The following is a 15,746-nucleotide window of genomic DNA, read 5'->3' as shown; positions in this document are numbered from 1 at the left end:
CGCGGGCGTCTGCCCGCATCCGATGCGGCACCTGCAGCAACAGCGCTCGCCATCCGGACACAGTTGCCCCTTTGCCTTGCCCCCGCTTGCCCCTACTTCGAGATCACAACCGAGGTGCGCCGATGCTGATTGCCCGAGACATTCGCAAGAGCTTTTCCGCCGCTAACCGCCGGGTCGCCGTACTGCGCGGCGTGTCACTGGAGGTGGCAGGGAGCGAAAGCGTGGCGCTGACCGGCGAATCGGGGTCGGGCAAAAGCACGCTTCTGCACTGCCTGGGCTGCCTCGACACCCCCGATGGCGGCGAGATCCTGCTGGGTGGCACGCCCCTGCACGGCCTTGGCGAGGCTGACCGCGCGGGCATGCGCCGCGACCGGATCGGGGTGGTGTTCCAGAGCCTGAACCTGATTCCATCGCTGGACGTGCGCGCGAATCTGGCCTTTCAGGCGCGGCTTTCGGGGCGCTGGGACATGGAGTGGCAGGCGGCACTGTCCGAACGACTGGGTCTTTCGGCCTTTCTCGACCGCTATCCCGAAGAGCTGTCGGGCGGGCAGCAGCAGCGCGTCGCCATCGGGCGGGCCATTGCGAACCGGCCCGACCTGCTGCTTGCGGACGAGCCGACCGGAAATCTCGATGAGGAGACGGCGGGTCGCGTTCTCGATCTGCTGCTGAAGCTCGCGCGCGAAACCGGTGCGGCCTTCCTGATGGTCACCCATTCCGAGAGGCACGCGGCGCGGATGGACCGGCGGCTGCATCTGGAACAGGGCCGCATCGCATGATGCGCGCCGGCCTTTCGGCGCTTCTGGCGCATTGGCGGCGGCATCCGATCCAGCTTGCCACCCTGTTGATCGGGCTGGCGCTGGCGACCGCGCTTTGGTCCGGGGTTCAGGCCATCAACGCCGAGGCGCGCGCGAGCTACGACCGCGCGGCGGGTGCCTTGGGCCAGTCCACCCTGGACCGGCTGGTATCGCCCGAGGGCGTCGGCATGGCCGATTTTGTCGCCCTGCGCCGCGCGGGCTACAAGGTGACGCCGTTGATCGAGGGCCGGATCGAGCCGGGCGGCACGCGGCTGCGTCTGCGCGGGATCGACCCGCTGACCTCGCCGCCCGGGCTGGGCGCACTGGCCATCGCCGGGGACGCAACGGCGCTGGATGCGGTTCTGTCCGATGCGGGGCTGTTGCTGGTCGCGCCCGAGACGGCCCGCGAGCTCGGCGATAGCGCCCTGCCCCCGAGGCGCGCCAGCGGCCAGGTGGAACAGGGGCTTGCGATCACCGATATCGCCACGGCGCAGCGGCTCTTGGGGATCGACACGCTGACGGCGCTGGTGATCGCCCCCGATCAGCCGTTCGGCCTGCCGCCGATCGAAACCGCCACCACGCTGACCCGGGTCAACGGCCAGTCGCAGGGGGATCTGTCGCGGCTGACCGACAGTTTTCACCTCAATCTGACGGCCTTTGGCCTGCTGTCCTTCGCGGTCGGGCTGTTCATCGTGCAATCGGCGATCGGCCTGGCCTTCGAGCAGCGCCGTGCCACCTTTCGCACGCTGCGTGCATTGGGCATGCCCCTGTCGCGGCTGATGCTGCTGCTGGCGGCGGAATTGTCGCTGATCGCCACCTTGGCCGGGATTGCCGGGATCGTGCTGGGCTATGCCATTGCCGCCGCACTGTTGCCCGGCGTCGCGGGGACCCTGCGCGGGCTATACGGGGCGGATGTGTCGGGGCAGTTGAGCTTCGATCCGCTCTGGGCGGCATCGGCGCTGGCGATCGCGTTGATCGGGGCCGGGCTGGCCGGGGCGCAGGCGCTTTGGCGCGTGGCGCGGATGCCGCTTCTGGCGCCGGCCCGTCCGCGCGCCTGGGCCATGGCCAACGCGGCGACCCTGCGGGGTCAGGCGGGGGTCGCGGTCCTGTTGCTCGCGGCGAGCGCGGTGCTGGCGGTGGCCGGTCAGGGGCTGGTGCTGGCCTTTGCCGGTCTTGCGGCGCTGCTGATCGGTGCGGCGCTGGCCTTGCCGCCCCTGCTGATCGCGGCCCTGCGCGCATTGACGCCGCTGGCGAAAGGTCCGGTCGCGGAGTGGCTTCTGGCCGATGCGCGCCAGCAGGTCCCGGCCCTGTCGCTGGCGCTGATGGCGCTGTTGCTGGCGCTGTCGGCCAATATCGGGGTCGGCACCATGGTCGGCTCGTTCCGCACGACCTTCACGGGCTGGCTCGACCAACGGCTGGCCGCCGAGCTTTACGTGACCGCGCGGACCCCCACCGAAGCGCAGCAGATACGCGCCTTCGTCGCCCCGCGCGTCGATGCGGTGCTGCCGATCTGGTCGGTCAACGCGACCGTGGCCGGACAACCGGCAGAGGTCTTCGGGGTGGTCGATCACGCCACCTACCGCGACAACTGGCCGTTGCTGCGCGCGACCCCCGATGTCTGGGACCGGCTGGCACAGGGGCAAGCGGTGCTGGTCAACGAACAGCTTTTCCGGCGCGAAGACCTGCGTCTTGAAGATGTGATCGCGATCACCCCGGACTGGTCGCTGCCGATCGCCGGGGTCTATTCCGACTACGGCAATCCGTCGGGGCAGGTGATCGCCGGGATCGACGCGCTCGATGCGGCGTTTCCCGGGCGCCCGCGCCTGCGCTTCGCCCTGCGCCTGACCGAGGACGCCGCGCCCGCGATGGTCGAGACGCTGCGCGCGCGCTTTGACCTGCCGCCTGGAAATGTCGTCGATCAGGCGCAGATCAAGGCGCTGTCGCTGCGCATCTTCGAACAGACCTTCCTGGTGTCGGGCGCGCTCAATGTGCTGACGCTGGGGGTGGCGGGGTTTGCCATGCTGACAAGCCTGCTGACGCTGTCCGGCCTGCGCCTGCCGCAGCTCGCCCCGATCTGGGCGCTGGGTCTGACGCCCGCCCGGCTCGGGGCGCTGGAGGTGGCGCGCACAGCACTTCTGGCGCTGCTTACGTGGGCGCTGGCGGTGCCGGTGGGGCTGTGCCTTGCCTGGGTGCTGCTGGCGGTGGTCAATGTCGAGGCCTTCGGATGGCGGCTGCCTATGCAGCTGTTTCCGGCGCAGTGGGTCTGGCTGGCACTGGCGGCATTGGTGGCGGCAACGCTGGCCTGCGTCTGGCCGGTGATCCGCCTCACGCGGCTGCCGCCCGCGCAGCTTCTCAGGGTGTTTGCCAATGATCGCTAGAGCCATCCTGTGCCTTCTGTGCCTCGCCGGTCCCGCGTGTGGCCAGGGCTTTGCCGGACTCGGCGTCGCGGCGGATGGCTATGCGGTGCCTGCCCCGGGCATCGGCCTGACCTTCCCCGAGGATCACTTCGCGCATCCGGACTTCCGCATCGAGTGGTGGTATCTGACGGCCAATCTCGAAGACGCGGACGGCACGGAATACGGCGTGCAATGGACGCTGTTTCGCTCTGCCCGGCGGCCCGGGGCCCCCACCGGGGCGGGCTGGCAGGCCGAGCAGCTGTGGATGGGGCATGCCGCGCTGACCTCGGCGGATGGGCATCGAGTGGCCGAACGGCTGGGGCGCGGCGGCACCGGGCAGGCCGGGCTCGACACCCCGTTCGAGGCCTATATCGACGACTGGTCGCTGCTGTCACGCGCCGTGGACGGGGCCGATCCGCTGTCGTCGGTGCGACTTCGGGCGCGGGGCGACGATTTTGCCTATGATCTGGCACTTACGGCAACCGGACCGCTGGTCCTGCAGGGCGACCGGGGCTATTCGGTGAAGTCACCGGAAGACCAGGCGAGTTACTATTATTCGCAGCCGTTCTATGAGGTTGCGGGGCAATTGTCGCTGCCCGACGGCGATGTGGCGGTGACCGGCAACGCATGGCTGGACCGGGAATGGTCGTCGCAACCGCTGGCCGACACGCAGACCGGATGGGACTGGTTCTCGCTCAATTTTGACGATGGCGCGAAACTGATGGGGTTCGGGCTGCGCTCTGCCGATGGCGGTCATTTCACCTCTGCCACCTGGATCGCCGCCGACGGTACGACGCGGCCCTACGGCGACGGCGCGCTGATCCTCGAACCATTGGAGCGGGCCCGGGTGGCAGGGCGGGACATTCCGGTGCGCTGGCGCGTCCAACTGCCCGCCGAGGGGCTTTCGGTGACCACCGAGCCGCTGAATGCGCAGGCCTGGATGGACACGCTGTTTCCCTATTGGGAGGGCCCGGTGCGGATCGCGGGCAGCCATCCCGGACGCGGCTATCTGGAAATGACCGGGTATCCAGAGACCGGAGAGTGACGCGCACAGTTGGGGGAGTGGTGGGTGATGAGAGGCTCGAACTCCCGACATCTTCGGTGTAAACGAAGCGCTCTACCAACTGAGCTAATCACCCGTCGAATGGGCTTTTAATGCGGGCCCGGTCCGCGATCAAGCGGCTTTCGCGCGCTTTTGGCCCGCATCTGCGCCGGATCGGACAGCGCCCCGGCCCCGAGGCGCCAGCGCCCTCCCGACACCCCCCGAAGACCACATTGGCCAAAACGACAAGGCGCGCCTCGATCCGGGCGCGCCTTGCGGGAATTCTGGTGGGTGATAAGAGATTCGAACTCCTGACATCTTCGATGTGAACGAAGCGCTCTACCACTGAGCTAATCACCCGGTGGCGGGTCTTTAGCCCTACTCTGCTGCCTGTGCAAGGGGGTCGGGCGCGGCCTTCTCGGTCTCGTTCGGCTGGCGCACCTTGGTGACCAGAACCAGCCCGTTGCCGGTGTCGCGGACGCGCTGGACCTTCATCTTGCCGAAGGGTTTCACGTTCAGTTCGCGGCCTTCCGCCAGCGCGGCCCCGAGAATTTCGAGTGCCGCCTCGATGGCGGGTTTTACGTCGCGCTTCTTGACGCCGCTGACACGGACAACCTTGTCGATCAATTCGCGCTTTTTCAGCTCGGGCTGCATCGACGGCGGCAGGATCTTCGGGTCGAGCGTCGCGGCGACGGCTGTGTCAAGCGCGCTGCCGACCGGCTGCGGCGCTGCCACGGGCGCGGAAGTCGGCGCGGGTGCGGGCGCGGAATGCTTCGGCGCGGAAGCGGTCTTCGCGCCGGTCTTCGTGGCCGCATGCCGGGTGGGCTTTTTCGCTGTGGTCATGGCCTGTGTCCTGTCTGCTCTGGGCCGTATCGGCCTCTTTCTTGGTGTCGGGACGGTATCAGACCAACGGCAAATCCCAAAACGAAAACCCCTGCCCCCGCCAGGATCGCCGCCGAATTTCCGGATTCATTGGAATTATGTTAAATTGTCGTCATCCGGAGAGTCGATCCGGACGTGGAGTCGCCCCCGTGGTTTCCGCAGGGGCCGTGTTTTTCGATTTTAGGGGGGCGTTATTATGAAGAAACTCTTGATGACAACCGCGCTGTCTCTGACGCTGGCGGCGACGTCGGTGTTGCAGGCATCCGCGGCACCGGTCATGTCGCGCGACACCGTGCGACAGGCGACAATCTCGACCCAAAGCAATCAGGAATCCTCGGCGACTTGGGGGGTTATCGCGTTGATGACGATTTTGATCATCATTGCCGTGGCGGCCTCGGGTAGCGGGGGCGATCACTATTACCATGGCGTGACCATGAGCGACGAACGCCTGAAGACCGATATCAAGCGCGTCGGCACCTCGCCCTCGGGTATAGGGATCTTCCAGTACCGGTATATCGGGCATCCGCAGGTCGTCCAAGGGGCCATTGCGCAAGACGTGGCACGGGTACGCCCCGCCGCGGTCGGTCGCGGTGACATGAACCTTCTGACGGTCAATTACGACATGATTGACGTGCGCCTGCGTCTGGTGAACTGACCCAGGAAGACGCGCGACGCAAGACCGCCGGACAAAAAGCGCCGCGGGCATCACCCGCGGCGCTTCTGAAAGGTCGGACCGGTGCGATCGGTCGGTGATCAGCCGGCGATCAATGCGCGATCGGACTGGAGTCGTTCGACTTTTGCCTCGCCAGCGCCTGGGCGGCGGCCTCTTCGGCTTCCTCGTCCCATTCGATCGGCTCCGGCTTGCGCACCAGCGCCTGTTCGAGCACTTCCGAGACGTGGCTGACAGGAATGATCTTGAGCCCGGAGGTCACGTTCTCGGGCATGTCGATCAGGTCCTTTTCGTTGTCCTTGGGGATGAACACCGTGGTGATCCCGCCGCGCAGGGCGGCAAGCAGCTTCTCCTTCAGGCCGCCGATGGGCAGCGCGTTGCCGCGCAGCGTCACTTCGCCGGTCATGGCGATATCGCGGCGCACCGGAATGCCGGTCAGCACCGACACGATCGAGGTCACCATCGCCAGACCCGCCGAGGGGCCGTCCTTGGGCGTGGCGCCTTCGGGGACGTGGACGTGGATATCCATCCGCTCGAAGCGCGGCGGCTTGACCCCGATCTGCGGCGAGATCGAGCGCACGTAGCTTGACGCCGCGTCGATGGATTCCTTCATCACGTCGCCCAGCGTGCCGGTGGTCTTCATCCGGCCCTTGCCCGGCAGGCGCAGCGCCTCGATCTGCAGCAGATCGCCGCCGACCGACGTATAGGCAAGACCGGTGACCACGCCGACGGCGTTCTCTTCCTCGGCCAGACCGTACTTGTGCCGCCGCACGCCCAGGTAATCCGCCAGGTTGTCCGACGTCACCACGACCTTGTCCGCCTTCTTGCGCACGATGGTGGTGACCGCCTTGCGCGCGAGCTTGGCCAGTTCGCGCTCAAGGTTCCGCACGCCCGCTTCGCGGGTGTAGTAGCGGATGATGTCGGTCAGCGCCTCGTCGGTGATCTCGAACTCGCCCTTTTTCAGGCCGTGGTTCTTGACCTGCTTGGCGATCAGGTGGCGCTTGGCGATCTCGGCCTTCTCGTCTTCGGTGTAGCCCGCCAGCGGAATGATTTCCATCCGGTCCAGCAGCGGGCTGGGCATGTTGTAGGAGTTCGCCGTGGTCAGGAACATCACGTTGGACAGATCGTATTCCACCTCGAGGTAGTGGTCCACGAAGGTCGCGTTCTGTTCCGGATCGAGCACTTCCAGCATCGCCGAGGCCGGATCGCCACGGAAGTCCTGCCCCATCTTGTCGATCTCGTCGAGCAGGATGAGCGGGTTCGTGGTCTTGGCCTTTTTCAACGCCTGGATGATCTTGCCGGGCATGGAGCCGATATAGGTCCGGCGGTGGCCGCGGATCTCGCTCTCGTCGCGCACGCCGCCCAGCGAGATGCGGATGAATTCGCGCCCCGTGGCCTTGGCGACCGATTTGCCGAGAGATGTCTTGCCGACGCCCGGAGGCCCGACAAGGCACATGATCGGCCCCTTGAGCTTTTTCGAGCGCTGCTGCACCGCGAGGTATTCGACGATGCGTTCCTTGACCTTTTCGAGGCTGTAGTGGTCGTCGTCGAGCACCTTCTGGGCGCGGCCCAGGTCCTTCTTGACGCGCGACTTCACGCCCCACGGGATCGACAGCATCCAGTCGAGGTAGTTGCGCACCACGGTGGCTTCCGCCGACATCGGGCTCATGTTCTTGAGCTTCTTGATCTCGCCTTCGGCCTTTTCGCGGGCCTCTTTCGACAGCTTCGTCTCCGCGACGCGCTTTTCCAGCTCGGCCACTTCGTTCTGGCCGTCCTCGCCGTCGCCCAGTTCCTTCTGAATGGCCTTCATCTGCTCATTCAGATAGTATTCGCGCTGGGTCCGCTCCATCTGGGATTTCACGCGCGTCTTGATCTTCTTCTCGACCTGCAGGACCGACATTTCGCCCTGCATGTGGCCATAGACCTTTTCAAGCCGCTCCGAGATCGACAGCGTTTCCAGCAGTTCCTGCTTCTGGTGCACCTCGATGCCCAGGTGACCGGCCACCAGATCGGCAAGCTTGGCGGGCTCGTCGGTTTCCGACACCGCCGACAGCGCCTCTTCGGGGATGTTTTTCTTGATCTTGGCGTAGCGTTCGAATTCGTCCGCGACGGTGCGCACCAGCGCCTCGATCGCGGTCTCGTCGCCCGGCATTTCGGTCAGGTACTCCGCCGATGCCTCGAAGAAATCCGCGTTGTCGGTGAAATGGTCGATCCGCACCCGCGCCTGCCCCTCGACCAACACCTTGACGGTGCCGTCGGGAAGTTTCAGCAGTTGCAGGACATTGGCCAGCACGCCTGCCTTGAAGATGCGATCCGCTTCGGGGTCGTCATCGGCGGCGTCCATCTGGCTGACAAGCAGGATCTGCTTGTCGTCGTTCATCACCTCTTCCAGCGCGCGCACCGATTTTTCGCGGCCCACGAAAAGCGGCACGATCATGTGCGGGAAGACCACGATGTCACGCAGCGGCAGCACCGGGTACGATGTGTTGAGAGGCTGTTGCATGCTCATTCCTTGATTCTGGCAGAACGGTCGCGGCCCCGATCTTCGGCAGCCATGTCCGTCCCCGTTTGGAGTATGTAAGTGGGGCAGCAGTGGCCCCGTTTCAAGCCATGATCGCCCGTTGGCGGCAGCATGGCCCGCGGGGCGGACAGGTGCAAGGTGCCCGGACCGGAGCATGGGATTTTCCGCGCGGCGCGGTCAAACGGGCGTGATGCCAGGCGGTCGGATGGGGAACGGGCAGTGCAACGCGCGCATCGCAAGGCCCGGCATCGCGGCCGGGCCCCGCATGTGGTGAGGTCTGACCGCCGGTTCAGGCGATCTTCTTGTCGATCACCGCTTCCTCGAGGAAGGGATAGTCGGTGTAGCCCGCTTCGCCACCGCCATAGAAGGTGTCGGGATCGGCCTCGGCCAGGTCCGCCCCAAGCTCCAGGCGCTTGGCCAGGTCCGGGTTCGAAATATAGGGCTTGCCGAAGGCCACGAGGTCGGCGTCGCCCGCGCCGACCCGGGCGATGGCCAGGTCGCGGTCATAGCCGTTATTGGCCATCCAGACCCCGCCATAGCGCCGCTTGAGCGCGGTCATGTCGACCGCGTCGGGCCAGTCGCGCGGACCGCCGGTCTGGCCCTCGATCATGTGCAGATAGGCCAGGCCACGCGGGGCGAGCCGGTCGACCAGATAGGCCGCCAGGGCTGCGGGGTCGCTGTCTGTGGCGTCGTTCGCGCCCGAGAACGGCGACAGGCGCACCCCGACCCTGTCCGCGCCCCAGACCTGTTCGACCGCGTCGAGCACCTCGAACAGCAGCCGCGCGCGGTTTTCCCGCGATCCGCCATAGGCGTCGTCGCGATGGTTCGGACCATCCTTCAGGAACTGGTCCAGCAGATAGCCGTTGGCCGCGTGCACCTCGACGCCGTCGAAACCGGCCGCCCTGGCGTTCTCGGCACCCCGGCGGAAGTCGGCGACGATGCGCGGCAACTCATCTGTCCGAAGCGCGCGGGGTTCGGAGACGTCGACCATCTGCGTGCCGTCGAAGGTCGGCGCATCTGCGCGGATCGCCGAGGGGGCGACGGGCTTCTGGCCATCCGGTTGCAGCGACGTGTGCGAGATGCGCCCGACGTGCCACAGCTGGATGACGATCTTGCCGCCCGCATCGTGCACCGCGTCGGTCACCCGCTTCCAGGCCGCGACCTGAGCGTCGGAATGGATACCGGGCGTCCAGGCATAGCCCTTGCCCTCGGGGCTGATCTGCGACGCCTCGGTGATGAGCAGACCGGCGTCGGCGGCCCGCTGGGTATAGTACTTGACGTGCATGTCCATCGGCGCGTCATCGTCGTTTCTGGCGCGATTGCGGGTCAACGGCGCAAGCACGACGCGGTTCCTGAGCGCGATGGCCCCGGCGTCGAGCGGCGTGAAAAGCGTTTCCTGTGGCATGTAGCCTCCGGTGTCGTGGTGATCTGTTGCACACCCAAGCGCCCGGAACGCCAGATGTTCCCTGAGACCATCTGTGCATTTGCGCACCGTTATGCGGCTTGCGTCGGTCCCCGGCACGAAAAAGGCACCGCGCGGTGACGCGGTGCCTTGGCCTGAACGATGGTCGGTAGGACCCCGCTTAGGCTCAGTAGCTCGGCGGGCAAGGTGCCGGTCTGCCATCGGGATAGACGCAGCTGACCGTGCGCGGCTGCTGCTGCGCGTTTCCGGTGTTGGCTGCGATGGTCGCACCGGCGGCAGCACCGGCCAGTGTCGCCACGGCGCGTGCCGTGCCGCTTTTGTCGCTGGCATCCGCAGCGGCGAGGCCCGCGGCACCACCCACCAGCGCGCCGGTGGCATAACGCTGGTCCTGGCTCATGTTGCCGCAACCCGCAAGCACTGCACTGCCCACGACCAACGTGGCGATAATCGACTTTCTCATGACAGACATCCTTTTGTCATTCGTTTGAACCTACAGATACCAATTCTAACGCATGACAAGCCATGTCAGTTGCGTGATATCAGATAACGACCGGAAAATTCGGGGCAAACCGGCAAAAAATTGCCTGTTCCCGCCAATATTCCGTGTGCGCCGGTCGGCAAGGCGCGCGATTCCCCGGGCGGCCCGCCAACGGTCGGCACCGACATTCACAGGCGGGGCCGGGTCGGACGACCCCGGATCAGAGCGGCGCGATGTCGCCCTCGGCACGGGCGGCGTGGAACCGGGCCTCGAAGGCCGCGAATGCATCCGCTGCGATGGCGTCGCGCATGTCCTGCATCAGGGCCTGGTAATAGTGCAGGTTGTGCCAGGTCAGCAGCATGCCCGCGATCATCTCGCCCGACCGGTAGACGTGGTGCAGATAGGCGCGGCTGTAGCCACGGCAGGCAGGACAGCCGCAGTCTTCATCCAGCGGGCGCGGATCGTCCTGATGGCGCGCGTTCTTGATGTTGACCTGCCCGCGCCGGGTCCAGGCCTGCCCGGTCCGGCCCGACCGCGATGGCAGCACGCAGTCCATCATGTCGATGCCGCGCTTGACCGCGCCGACGATGTCATCGGGCTTGCCGACCCCCATGAGATAGCGCGGCTTGTCCACCGGCAGCATGTCGGGCGCATAGTCGAGGCAGCCGAACATCGCTTCCTGCCCCTCGCCCACCGCCAGTCCGCCAATGGCGTAGCCGTCAAAGCCGATGCCGGTCAGGGCCTTGGCGCTTTCTTCGCGCAGGTCGCGTTCCAACCCGCCCTGCTGGATGCCGAACAGCGCGTGCCCCGGCCTGTCGCCGAAGGCGTCGCGGGACCGCTGGGCCCAGCGCATCGACAGCGCCATGCTGTCAGCGATGCGGTCGCGGTCAGCGGGCAATGCCGGGCATTCGTCAAACGCCATCACGATGTCAGAGCCCAGAAGCCGCTGGATTTCCATCGAGCGTTCGGGGCTAAGTTCGTGCCGGGAGCCGTCGATATGGCTCTGGAAGGTGACGCCCTGTTCGGTCAGCTTGCGCAGCCCCGCCAGCGACATCACCTGAAAGCCGCCCGAATCGGTGAGGATCGGCCCCGCCCAGTTCATGAAGCGGTGCAGCCCGCCCAGTCGCGCGACCCGCTCTGCGCCGGGGCGCAGCATCAGATGATAGGTATTGCCCAGCAGGATGTCCGCGCCGGTCGCCGCCACGCTTTCGGGCAGCATCGCCTTGACCGTCGCCGCCGTGCCCACCGGCATGAAGGCAGGCGTGCGGATGGTCCCGCGCGGTGTGTCGATACGACCGGTTCGGGCACCGCCCGAGGTGGCGTCGAGGGTAAAGGAAAAGACTGTCATGCCCGCCGGAATGCCCCGGAACGCCTGCACTCGCAAGGTGTCATGCCGCGCCTGCCGTAGGGGCCGCCCGGCACCATGTGCTCTGGTCGCGGAGTTTCGGGACTGATAGGGCTGCCGACGCTGCCATCTCAGCGAATGCACAAGGACACCCGCATGACCGACGAGACCGACGTTGCCGCCGACCTCATCCGCTTTGGCTGGGAAGAATGGGTGGCGCTGCCAGATCTCGGGCTGCCGGCGATGCGCGCCAAGGTCGATACCGGTGCGCGGACCTCGGCGCTGCATGCATCCGATATCGAGACCTTCGGAACGGCCACCAAGCCGCGCGTGCGCTTCATGGTGCACCCCGTGCCCGAGCGCGACGATCTGGTGATCCCCTGCTCGGCCGAGATCGTCGACCGCCGCGTCGTCACCTCGTCCAATGGCGAGGGCGAAAGCCGCTATGTCATCGGCACCTCGATCGAGGTCGGCGGCGAACGCTGGCCGATCGAGATGACGCTGACCAACAGGGGCGGCATGGCCAGCCGGATGCTGCTGGGGCGCGAGGCGTTGAAGGATCATATCGCCATCGTCGCCACCGACCGCTTCTTGCAGCCGGAACTGTCCTACGACATCTACGCCTCGACCAAGGTGCGCAGCGCGGCCCCCAAGCGGGCCCTGCGCATCGCGGTGCTGAGCCGCGAAAACAACTATTCGACCCGGCGGCTGGTCGAGGAAGGCGAGGCGCGCGGCCACACGGTCGAGGTCATCGACACCACGCGCTGTTACATGGCCATCAACGCCATGGCGCCGGAAGTGCATTGCGACGGCAAGCGGCTGCCGCGCTACGACGCGATCATTCCCCGCATCGGGGCCTCGATCACGGCCTATGGCACCGCTGTCATCCGGCAGTTCGAGACCATCGGTACCTTCTGCGTCAACGGCTCGGAAGGCATCACCGCGTCGCGCGACAAACTGTATGCGCATCAGTTGATGGCGCGCCACAAGATCGGCATGCCCAACACCGCCTTCGCCGCCAGCCCCAAGGATACCGACAGCCTGATGCGGCTGGTGGGCACCGCGCCGCTGATCGTGAAGCTGCTGGAATCGACGCAAGGCAAGGGCGTGGTGCTGGCCGAGACCAAGAAGGCGGCATCCTCGGTGATCGACGCCTTCCGCGGTCTGCGGGCGAATTTTCTGGTGCAGGATTTCGTCAAGGAGGCGGCGGGCGAGGATATCCGCTGTCTGGTGGTCGGCGGCAAGGTTATCGCCGCCATGAAGCGCACCGGGGCGGAGGGCGATTTCCGGTCGAACCTGCACCGGGGCGGATCGGCGCAGGTGGTGCGGATCACCAAGGAAGAGCGCGAGACCGCCTTGCGGGCCGCCAAGGCGTTCCGGCTGAACCTTGCGGGCGTCGATCTGTTGCGATCCGAAAGCGGCCCGAAGGTGCTGGAAGTCAATTCCTCGCCGGGGCTCGAGGGGATCGAGGCTGCGACCAAGAAGAACATCGCGGGGCGGCTTTACGATCATATCGAGGAACGGGTGCGCCCGGCCCCGGTGCGCAAGCGCAAGTTTCTGGGATAGCGCGGACGCAGGTGCCGCCCGCTGGCAAGACATCCTTCACCGGACGCGGTGTCTCAGATGGCAAACCGCCGCATCGGGCGGGCCGCCCGAGCGATGTGCGGGACGGCGAGAGGACAGGCCGCAACGCTCATGCCGGTTTCTGCGCATACCCCATGTATTGCACGGTCTTCACCGGCAGCGGCCCGAAGGTCATGTCGCCGCGACGGTTGATGCCGCGCGGACCAAGCCCGGTCATGCCGCAATCGGTCAGCCCCGCCTTGCCCAGCCCGGTGCGCAGTTCCTTGGGTGTGATGAACATCTCGGGGTCGTGCGCGCCCTTGGGCAGGATCCCCACGAGGTCTTCGGCCACGGTGATCGCCATCAGCCGCGCCATCCAGGTGCGATTGATGGTGTCGTAAAAGAACAGCCCCCCCGGGGCCAGAATCCGCGCCACCTGGTTCAGCGATGCCTGCAGGTCGGCCACGTGTTCCAGCACATCGACGCAGACCACCGCGTCGAATGCCGCGGTCTCGTAGGGCAGATCCTCGGCGGTGCCGGTGTCGTAACGGATGTCGAGCCCGGATGACTGTGCATGGGTGCGGGCCGCCTCGATCGCCTGCCGCGCGGGGTCGATCCCGGTCACCAAGGCCCCGCGCCGGGCCAGCGCTTCGGCCATGAAACCGCCCGCGCAGCCAAGATCAAGCACGCGCTTGCCGGTCCAGTCGATGTGCCGGTCGAAATATCTGAAGCGCCCCGGCACCAGGTTTTTCAGGGTCCGGATCCAGCGGACATCGTCGGACCACCAGTCGGCGGCGACCGCATCGTAAAGCGCCAGGTCGTTGCGTTTTCCGTCAGCCATGCGGTCCTCGTGTGATCGGCGGGCCGCCCGGCGCGGTGCCGCGGCGGTCGCACGCCTGCCTCGGTTCAGTAAAACCCGATCTCGCGCACATCGACCTGCGCGCGGTGGTCCCGCCCGTAGGCCACCACCGCGATCGAGGTCAGCGCCGTCGGCAAGGGCGTCGCGTGCAGCAGATTGCCCGACGGCTTGAACGCCGTGAAGGGCAGTCGCACCTCGACCCAGTCGCCCGTCGCCGCGAATTCCGCCTGATAGTATTGCCACGGCAGCATCGTGCCATTGGTGCGCAGATGCACGAAATAAGGGGCCTCGTTGCCGCGCACCACCAGCCGCACGCCCCGGGTGTCGCCCGGGGGCGGCGCGGGCAGATCCATGCGCATCTGGATGAAACCGCCGTTGTTGGCGGTGCTCACATCGCCGGTCATGCGCGCGATGCGGGTGCCCGCCTCGGTCAGGAAACTGACCTGACCCGAGGAGACCCCGCCCATCACGCCGTCGGTGAAAAAGCGCCAGCGGCTTTCGGGGCTGGTCTCGAAATCTTCGGTCATCGGCTCTCCGGCCATGGCAGGAGCCATCGTCAGCAGCAGCGCCGCGATCAATGGCGTAAGGATGCGTTTCTGTGTCATCGACGTAAGATAGGGCGGCGGACGCGTTCGCAAAGGTCGCAGGTATCCCGCGCGCGGTGCCCCTTTACCGTGCCCGCGCCATTCCTTATATGTTTACTCGGAATTGCCGCAAAGGATGCTCCATGAACGATCAAGGTTCGCAACTCGAAGGTGCCCCGCTGATCCGCCCGTCAAGCACCGATCATCCGCTTTACGATCAGATCGTGGAGGCGTGCAGAAGCGTTTATGACCCTGAAATTCCGGTGAACATCTACGATCTGGGCCTGGTCTACACGATCGATATCTCGCCCGAAAACGAGGTCGGGATCATCATGACCCTGACCGCGCCGGGCTGTCCGGTGGCCGGCGAGATGCCCGGATGGCTGGCGGATGCGGTCGAGCCGGTGGACGGCGTCAAGCAGGTGGATGTCGAACTGACCTGGGATCCGCCCTGGGGCATGGACATGATGTCCGACGAGGCGCGGCTTGAACTGGGCTTCATGTAGCGCGCAGGTCGTTGCGGGCATGACGGCAACTGCCGCGTTGGCGTGGGTCCGATGCCACATCACAAGGCCGCGGGAAAAGGACGCACACGATGACCAGCGAAAAGGACAAGATGATCGCCGGTCTGCCCTATTACCCGGGCGATCCGGAGCTTTCCGAAGGTCGCAAGCGCGCGCAACGGCTGATGCAGGCCTACAACCAGACCACCTATGGTGACGACGGGCGCGGGCAGATCCTTGCCGATCTTCTGGGCGGCATTGGCGACAACTGCGCCCTGCGCGCGCCGCTTTACGTGGATTACGGCTACAACATCACCATCGGGTCGGGCGTCTTCATGAATTACAGCTGCTATCTGCTGGACGCAGCCCCGATCCATATCGGCGATGGCTGCGACATCGGCCCCTTCGTGCAGCTTCTGACCGCCGACCACCCGCGCGACCCGGTGGCGCGCAAGGCCGAACTGGAAAGCGCCTATCCGATCGTCATCGGGCGCGATGTCTGGCTCGGAGCGAGCGCGATCATCCTGCCGGGCATCACCGTGGGCGACAATGCCATCGTCGGCGCGGGGGCCGTGGTGACCCGCGATGTGCCCGCCGGTGTCACCGTGGCCGGCAACCCCGCGCGCCCCCTGACAAGCCGCGCGTGACGCGGCCCCATTGGAATTTGCCGCCGTAGCGCATAGATT

At 66.3% G+C, this 15,746-nt stretch carries 14 protein-coding genes and 2 tRNA genes; 7 read left to right on the top strand and 9 right to left on the bottom strand.

From position 1 onward, the window contains the following. The first annotated feature begins 122 nt into the window (after nucleotides 1-122). The 3 genes from ACXYMN_RS11320 to ACXYMN_RS11310 are packed head-to-tail and all read left to right on the top strand — an operon-like array spanning nucleotide 123 to nucleotide 4,235. Nucleotides 123-776: an ABC transporter ATP-binding protein gene (locus tag ACXYMN_RS11320; RefSeq protein ID WP_459013742.1), complete on the top strand. Its 654-nt coding sequence runs from the start codon at nucleotides 123-125 to the stop codon at nucleotides 774-776. Continuing rightward, nucleotides 776-3,172, top strand: coding sequence for an ABC transporter permease (locus ACXYMN_RS11315; RefSeq protein ID WP_459013819.1), 2,397 nt, complete (start codon nucleotides 776-778; stop codon nucleotides 3,170-3,172). The genes ACXYMN_RS11320 and ACXYMN_RS11315 overlap by 1 nt, the downstream gene beginning before the upstream one ends. Further along, nucleotides 3,162-4,235 (top strand): lipocalin-like domain-containing protein, encoded by a 1,074-nt coding sequence (locus ACXYMN_RS11310; protein WP_459013741.1) that lies wholly within the window; start codon nucleotides 3,162-3,164, stop codon nucleotides 4,233-4,235. The genes ACXYMN_RS11315 and ACXYMN_RS11310 overlap by 11 nt, the downstream gene beginning before the upstream one ends. 18 nt (nucleotides 4,236-4,253) lie before the next feature. Here ACXYMN_RS11310 and ACXYMN_RS11305 read toward each other — a convergent pair. The 3 genes from ACXYMN_RS11305 to ACXYMN_RS11295 all read right to left on the bottom strand — a co-directional run bounded on the left by ACXYMN_RS11305 (nucleotide 4,254) and on the right by ACXYMN_RS11295 (nucleotide 5,075). Beyond that, nucleotides 4,254-4,329 (bottom strand) — tRNA-Val (locus tag ACXYMN_RS11305). Nucleotides 4,330-4,517: 188 nt separating this feature from the next. Next, nucleotides 4,518-4,592, bottom strand: a tRNA-Val gene (locus tag ACXYMN_RS11300). Between the two features lie 18 nt (nucleotides 4,593-4,610). After that, nucleotides 4,611-5,075: an HU family DNA-binding protein gene (locus ACXYMN_RS11295; RefSeq protein ID WP_459013740.1), complete on the bottom strand. Its 465-nt coding sequence runs from the start codon at nucleotides 5,073-5,075 to the stop codon at nucleotides 4,611-4,613. A gap of 235 nt (nucleotides 5,076-5,310) precedes the next feature. Between ACXYMN_RS11295 and ACXYMN_RS11290 the strand changes: the two genes are divergently transcribed. Continuing rightward, nucleotides 5,311-5,769, top strand: coding sequence for a tail fiber domain-containing protein (locus ACXYMN_RS11290; RefSeq protein WP_459013739.1), 459 nt, complete (start codon nucleotides 5,311-5,313; stop codon nucleotides 5,767-5,769). A 109-nt stretch (nucleotides 5,770-5,878) separates the two neighbouring features. Here the strand turns inward: ACXYMN_RS11290 and lon are convergent, their stop codons facing one another. The 4 genes from lon to tgt form a co-directional block, all read right to left on the bottom strand. After that, nucleotides 5,879-8,287 (bottom strand): endopeptidase La, encoded by a 2,409-nt coding sequence (gene lon / locus ACXYMN_RS11285; protein ID WP_459013738.1) that lies wholly within the window; start codon nucleotides 8,285-8,287, stop codon nucleotides 5,879-5,881. 307 nt (nucleotides 8,288-8,594) lie between these two features. Beyond that, nucleotides 8,595-9,710, bottom strand: a complete 1,116-nt coding sequence (locus tag ACXYMN_RS11280; RefSeq protein WP_459013737.1) for an alkene reductase — start codon at nucleotides 9,708-9,710, stop codon at nucleotides 8,595-8,597. A gap of 184 nt (nucleotides 9,711-9,894) precedes the next feature. Then, on the bottom strand, nucleotides 9,895-10,188 hold the full coding sequence (locus tag ACXYMN_RS11275; protein WP_459013736.1) for a glucose-6-phosphate isomerase: 294 nt from the start codon (nucleotides 10,186-10,188) through the stop codon (nucleotides 9,895-9,897). A gap of 238 nt (nucleotides 10,189-10,426) precedes the next feature. Beyond that, entirely contained in the window at nucleotides 10,427-11,554 is a 1,128-nt protein-coding gene (gene tgt / locus ACXYMN_RS11270; RefSeq protein ID WP_459013735.1) for a tRNA guanosine(34) transglycosylase Tgt, read from the bottom strand. Between the two features lie 153 nt (nucleotides 11,555-11,707). On the opposite strand from tgt, the gene rimK reads away from it, so the two are divergent. Further along, a complete protein-coding gene (rimK, locus tag ACXYMN_RS11265; RefSeq protein WP_459013734.1) occupies nucleotides 11,708-13,117 on the top strand; it encodes a 30S ribosomal protein S6--L-glutamate ligase in 1,410 nt (469 codons plus the stop codon). 127 nt (nucleotides 13,118-13,244) lie between these two features. On the opposite strand, the gene ubiG is transcribed toward rimK, so the two are convergent. Together ubiG and ACXYMN_RS11255 are read right to left on the bottom strand one after the other, a co-directional pair. Then, complete coding sequence (gene ubiG / locus ACXYMN_RS11260) at nucleotides 13,245-13,955, bottom strand: bifunctional 2-polyprenyl-6-hydroxyphenol methylase/3-demethylubiquinol 3-O-methyltransferase UbiG (protein ID WP_459013733.1); 711 nt, start codon at nucleotides 13,953-13,955, stop codon at nucleotides 13,245-13,247. Between the two features lie 65 nt (nucleotides 13,956-14,020). Further along, nucleotides 14,021-14,578 (bottom strand): CIA30 family protein, encoded by a 558-nt coding sequence (locus ACXYMN_RS11255; protein WP_459013732.1) that lies wholly within the window; start codon nucleotides 14,576-14,578, stop codon nucleotides 14,021-14,023. 122 nt (nucleotides 14,579-14,700) lie between these two features. On the opposite strand from ACXYMN_RS11255, the gene ACXYMN_RS11250 reads away from it, so the two are divergent. Further along, nucleotides 14,701-15,063, top strand: coding sequence for an SUF system Fe-S cluster assembly protein (locus tag ACXYMN_RS11250; RefSeq protein WP_459013731.1), 363 nt, complete (start codon nucleotides 14,701-14,703; stop codon nucleotides 15,061-15,063). A gap of 89 nt (nucleotides 15,064-15,152) precedes the next feature. Continuing rightward, entirely contained in the window at nucleotides 15,153-15,707 is a 555-nt protein-coding gene (locus tag ACXYMN_RS11245; RefSeq protein WP_459013730.1) for a sugar O-acetyltransferase, read from the top strand. The last annotated feature ends 39 nt before the right edge of the window (nucleotides 15,708-15,746 follow it).

The organism is Roseivivax sp. CAU 1753, from assembly GCF_054482575.1.
Note: the sequence above shows the minus strand (reverse complement) of the source record. Positions and strands in the feature narration are given on the sequence as shown.

Coding starts and splice junctions, on each gene's coding strand:
- ACXYMN_RS11320 (WP_459013742.1), top strand. CDS start 123: ATGCTGATTGCCCGAGACATTCGCAAGAGCTTTTCCGCCGCTAACCGC.
- ACXYMN_RS11315 (WP_459013819.1), top strand. CDS start 776: ATGCGCGCCGGCCTTTCGGCGCTTCTGGCGCATTGGCGGCGGCATCCG.
- ACXYMN_RS11310 (WP_459013741.1), top strand. CDS start 3,162: ATGATCGCTAGAGCCATCCTGTGCCTTCTGTGCCTCGCCGGTCCCGCG.
- ACXYMN_RS11295 (WP_459013740.1), bottom strand. CDS start 5,075: ATGACCACAGCGAAAAAGCCCACCCGGCATGCGGCCACGAAGACCGGC.
- ACXYMN_RS11290 (WP_459013739.1), top strand. CDS start 5,311: ATGAAGAAACTCTTGATGACAACCGCGCTGTCTCTGACGCTGGCGGCG.
- lon (WP_459013738.1), bottom strand. CDS start 8,287: ATGCAACAGCCTCTCAACACATCGTACCCGGTGCTGCCGCTGCGTGAC.
- ACXYMN_RS11280 (WP_459013737.1), bottom strand. CDS start 9,710: ATGCCACAGGAAACGCTTTTCACGCCGCTCGACGCCGGGGCCATCGCG.
- ACXYMN_RS11275 (WP_459013736.1), bottom strand. CDS start 10,188: ATGAGAAAGTCGATTATCGCCACGTTGGTCGTGGGCAGTGCAGTGCTT.
- tgt (WP_459013735.1), bottom strand. CDS start 11,554: ATGACAGTCTTTTCCTTTACCCTCGACGCCACCTCGGGCGGTGCCCGA.
- rimK (WP_459013734.1), top strand. CDS start 11,708: ATGACCGACGAGACCGACGTTGCCGCCGACCTCATCCGCTTTGGCTGG.
- ubiG (WP_459013733.1), bottom strand. CDS start 13,955: ATGGCTGACGGAAAACGCAACGACCTGGCGCTTTACGATGCGGTCGCC.
- ACXYMN_RS11255 (WP_459013732.1), bottom strand. CDS start 14,578: ATGACACAGAAACGCATCCTTACGCCATTGATCGCGGCGCTGCTGCTG.
- ACXYMN_RS11250 (WP_459013731.1), top strand. CDS start 14,701: ATGAACGATCAAGGTTCGCAACTCGAAGGTGCCCCGCTGATCCGCCCG.
- ACXYMN_RS11245 (WP_459013730.1), top strand. CDS start 15,153: ATGACCAGCGAAAAGGACAAGATGATCGCCGGTCTGCCCTATTACCCG.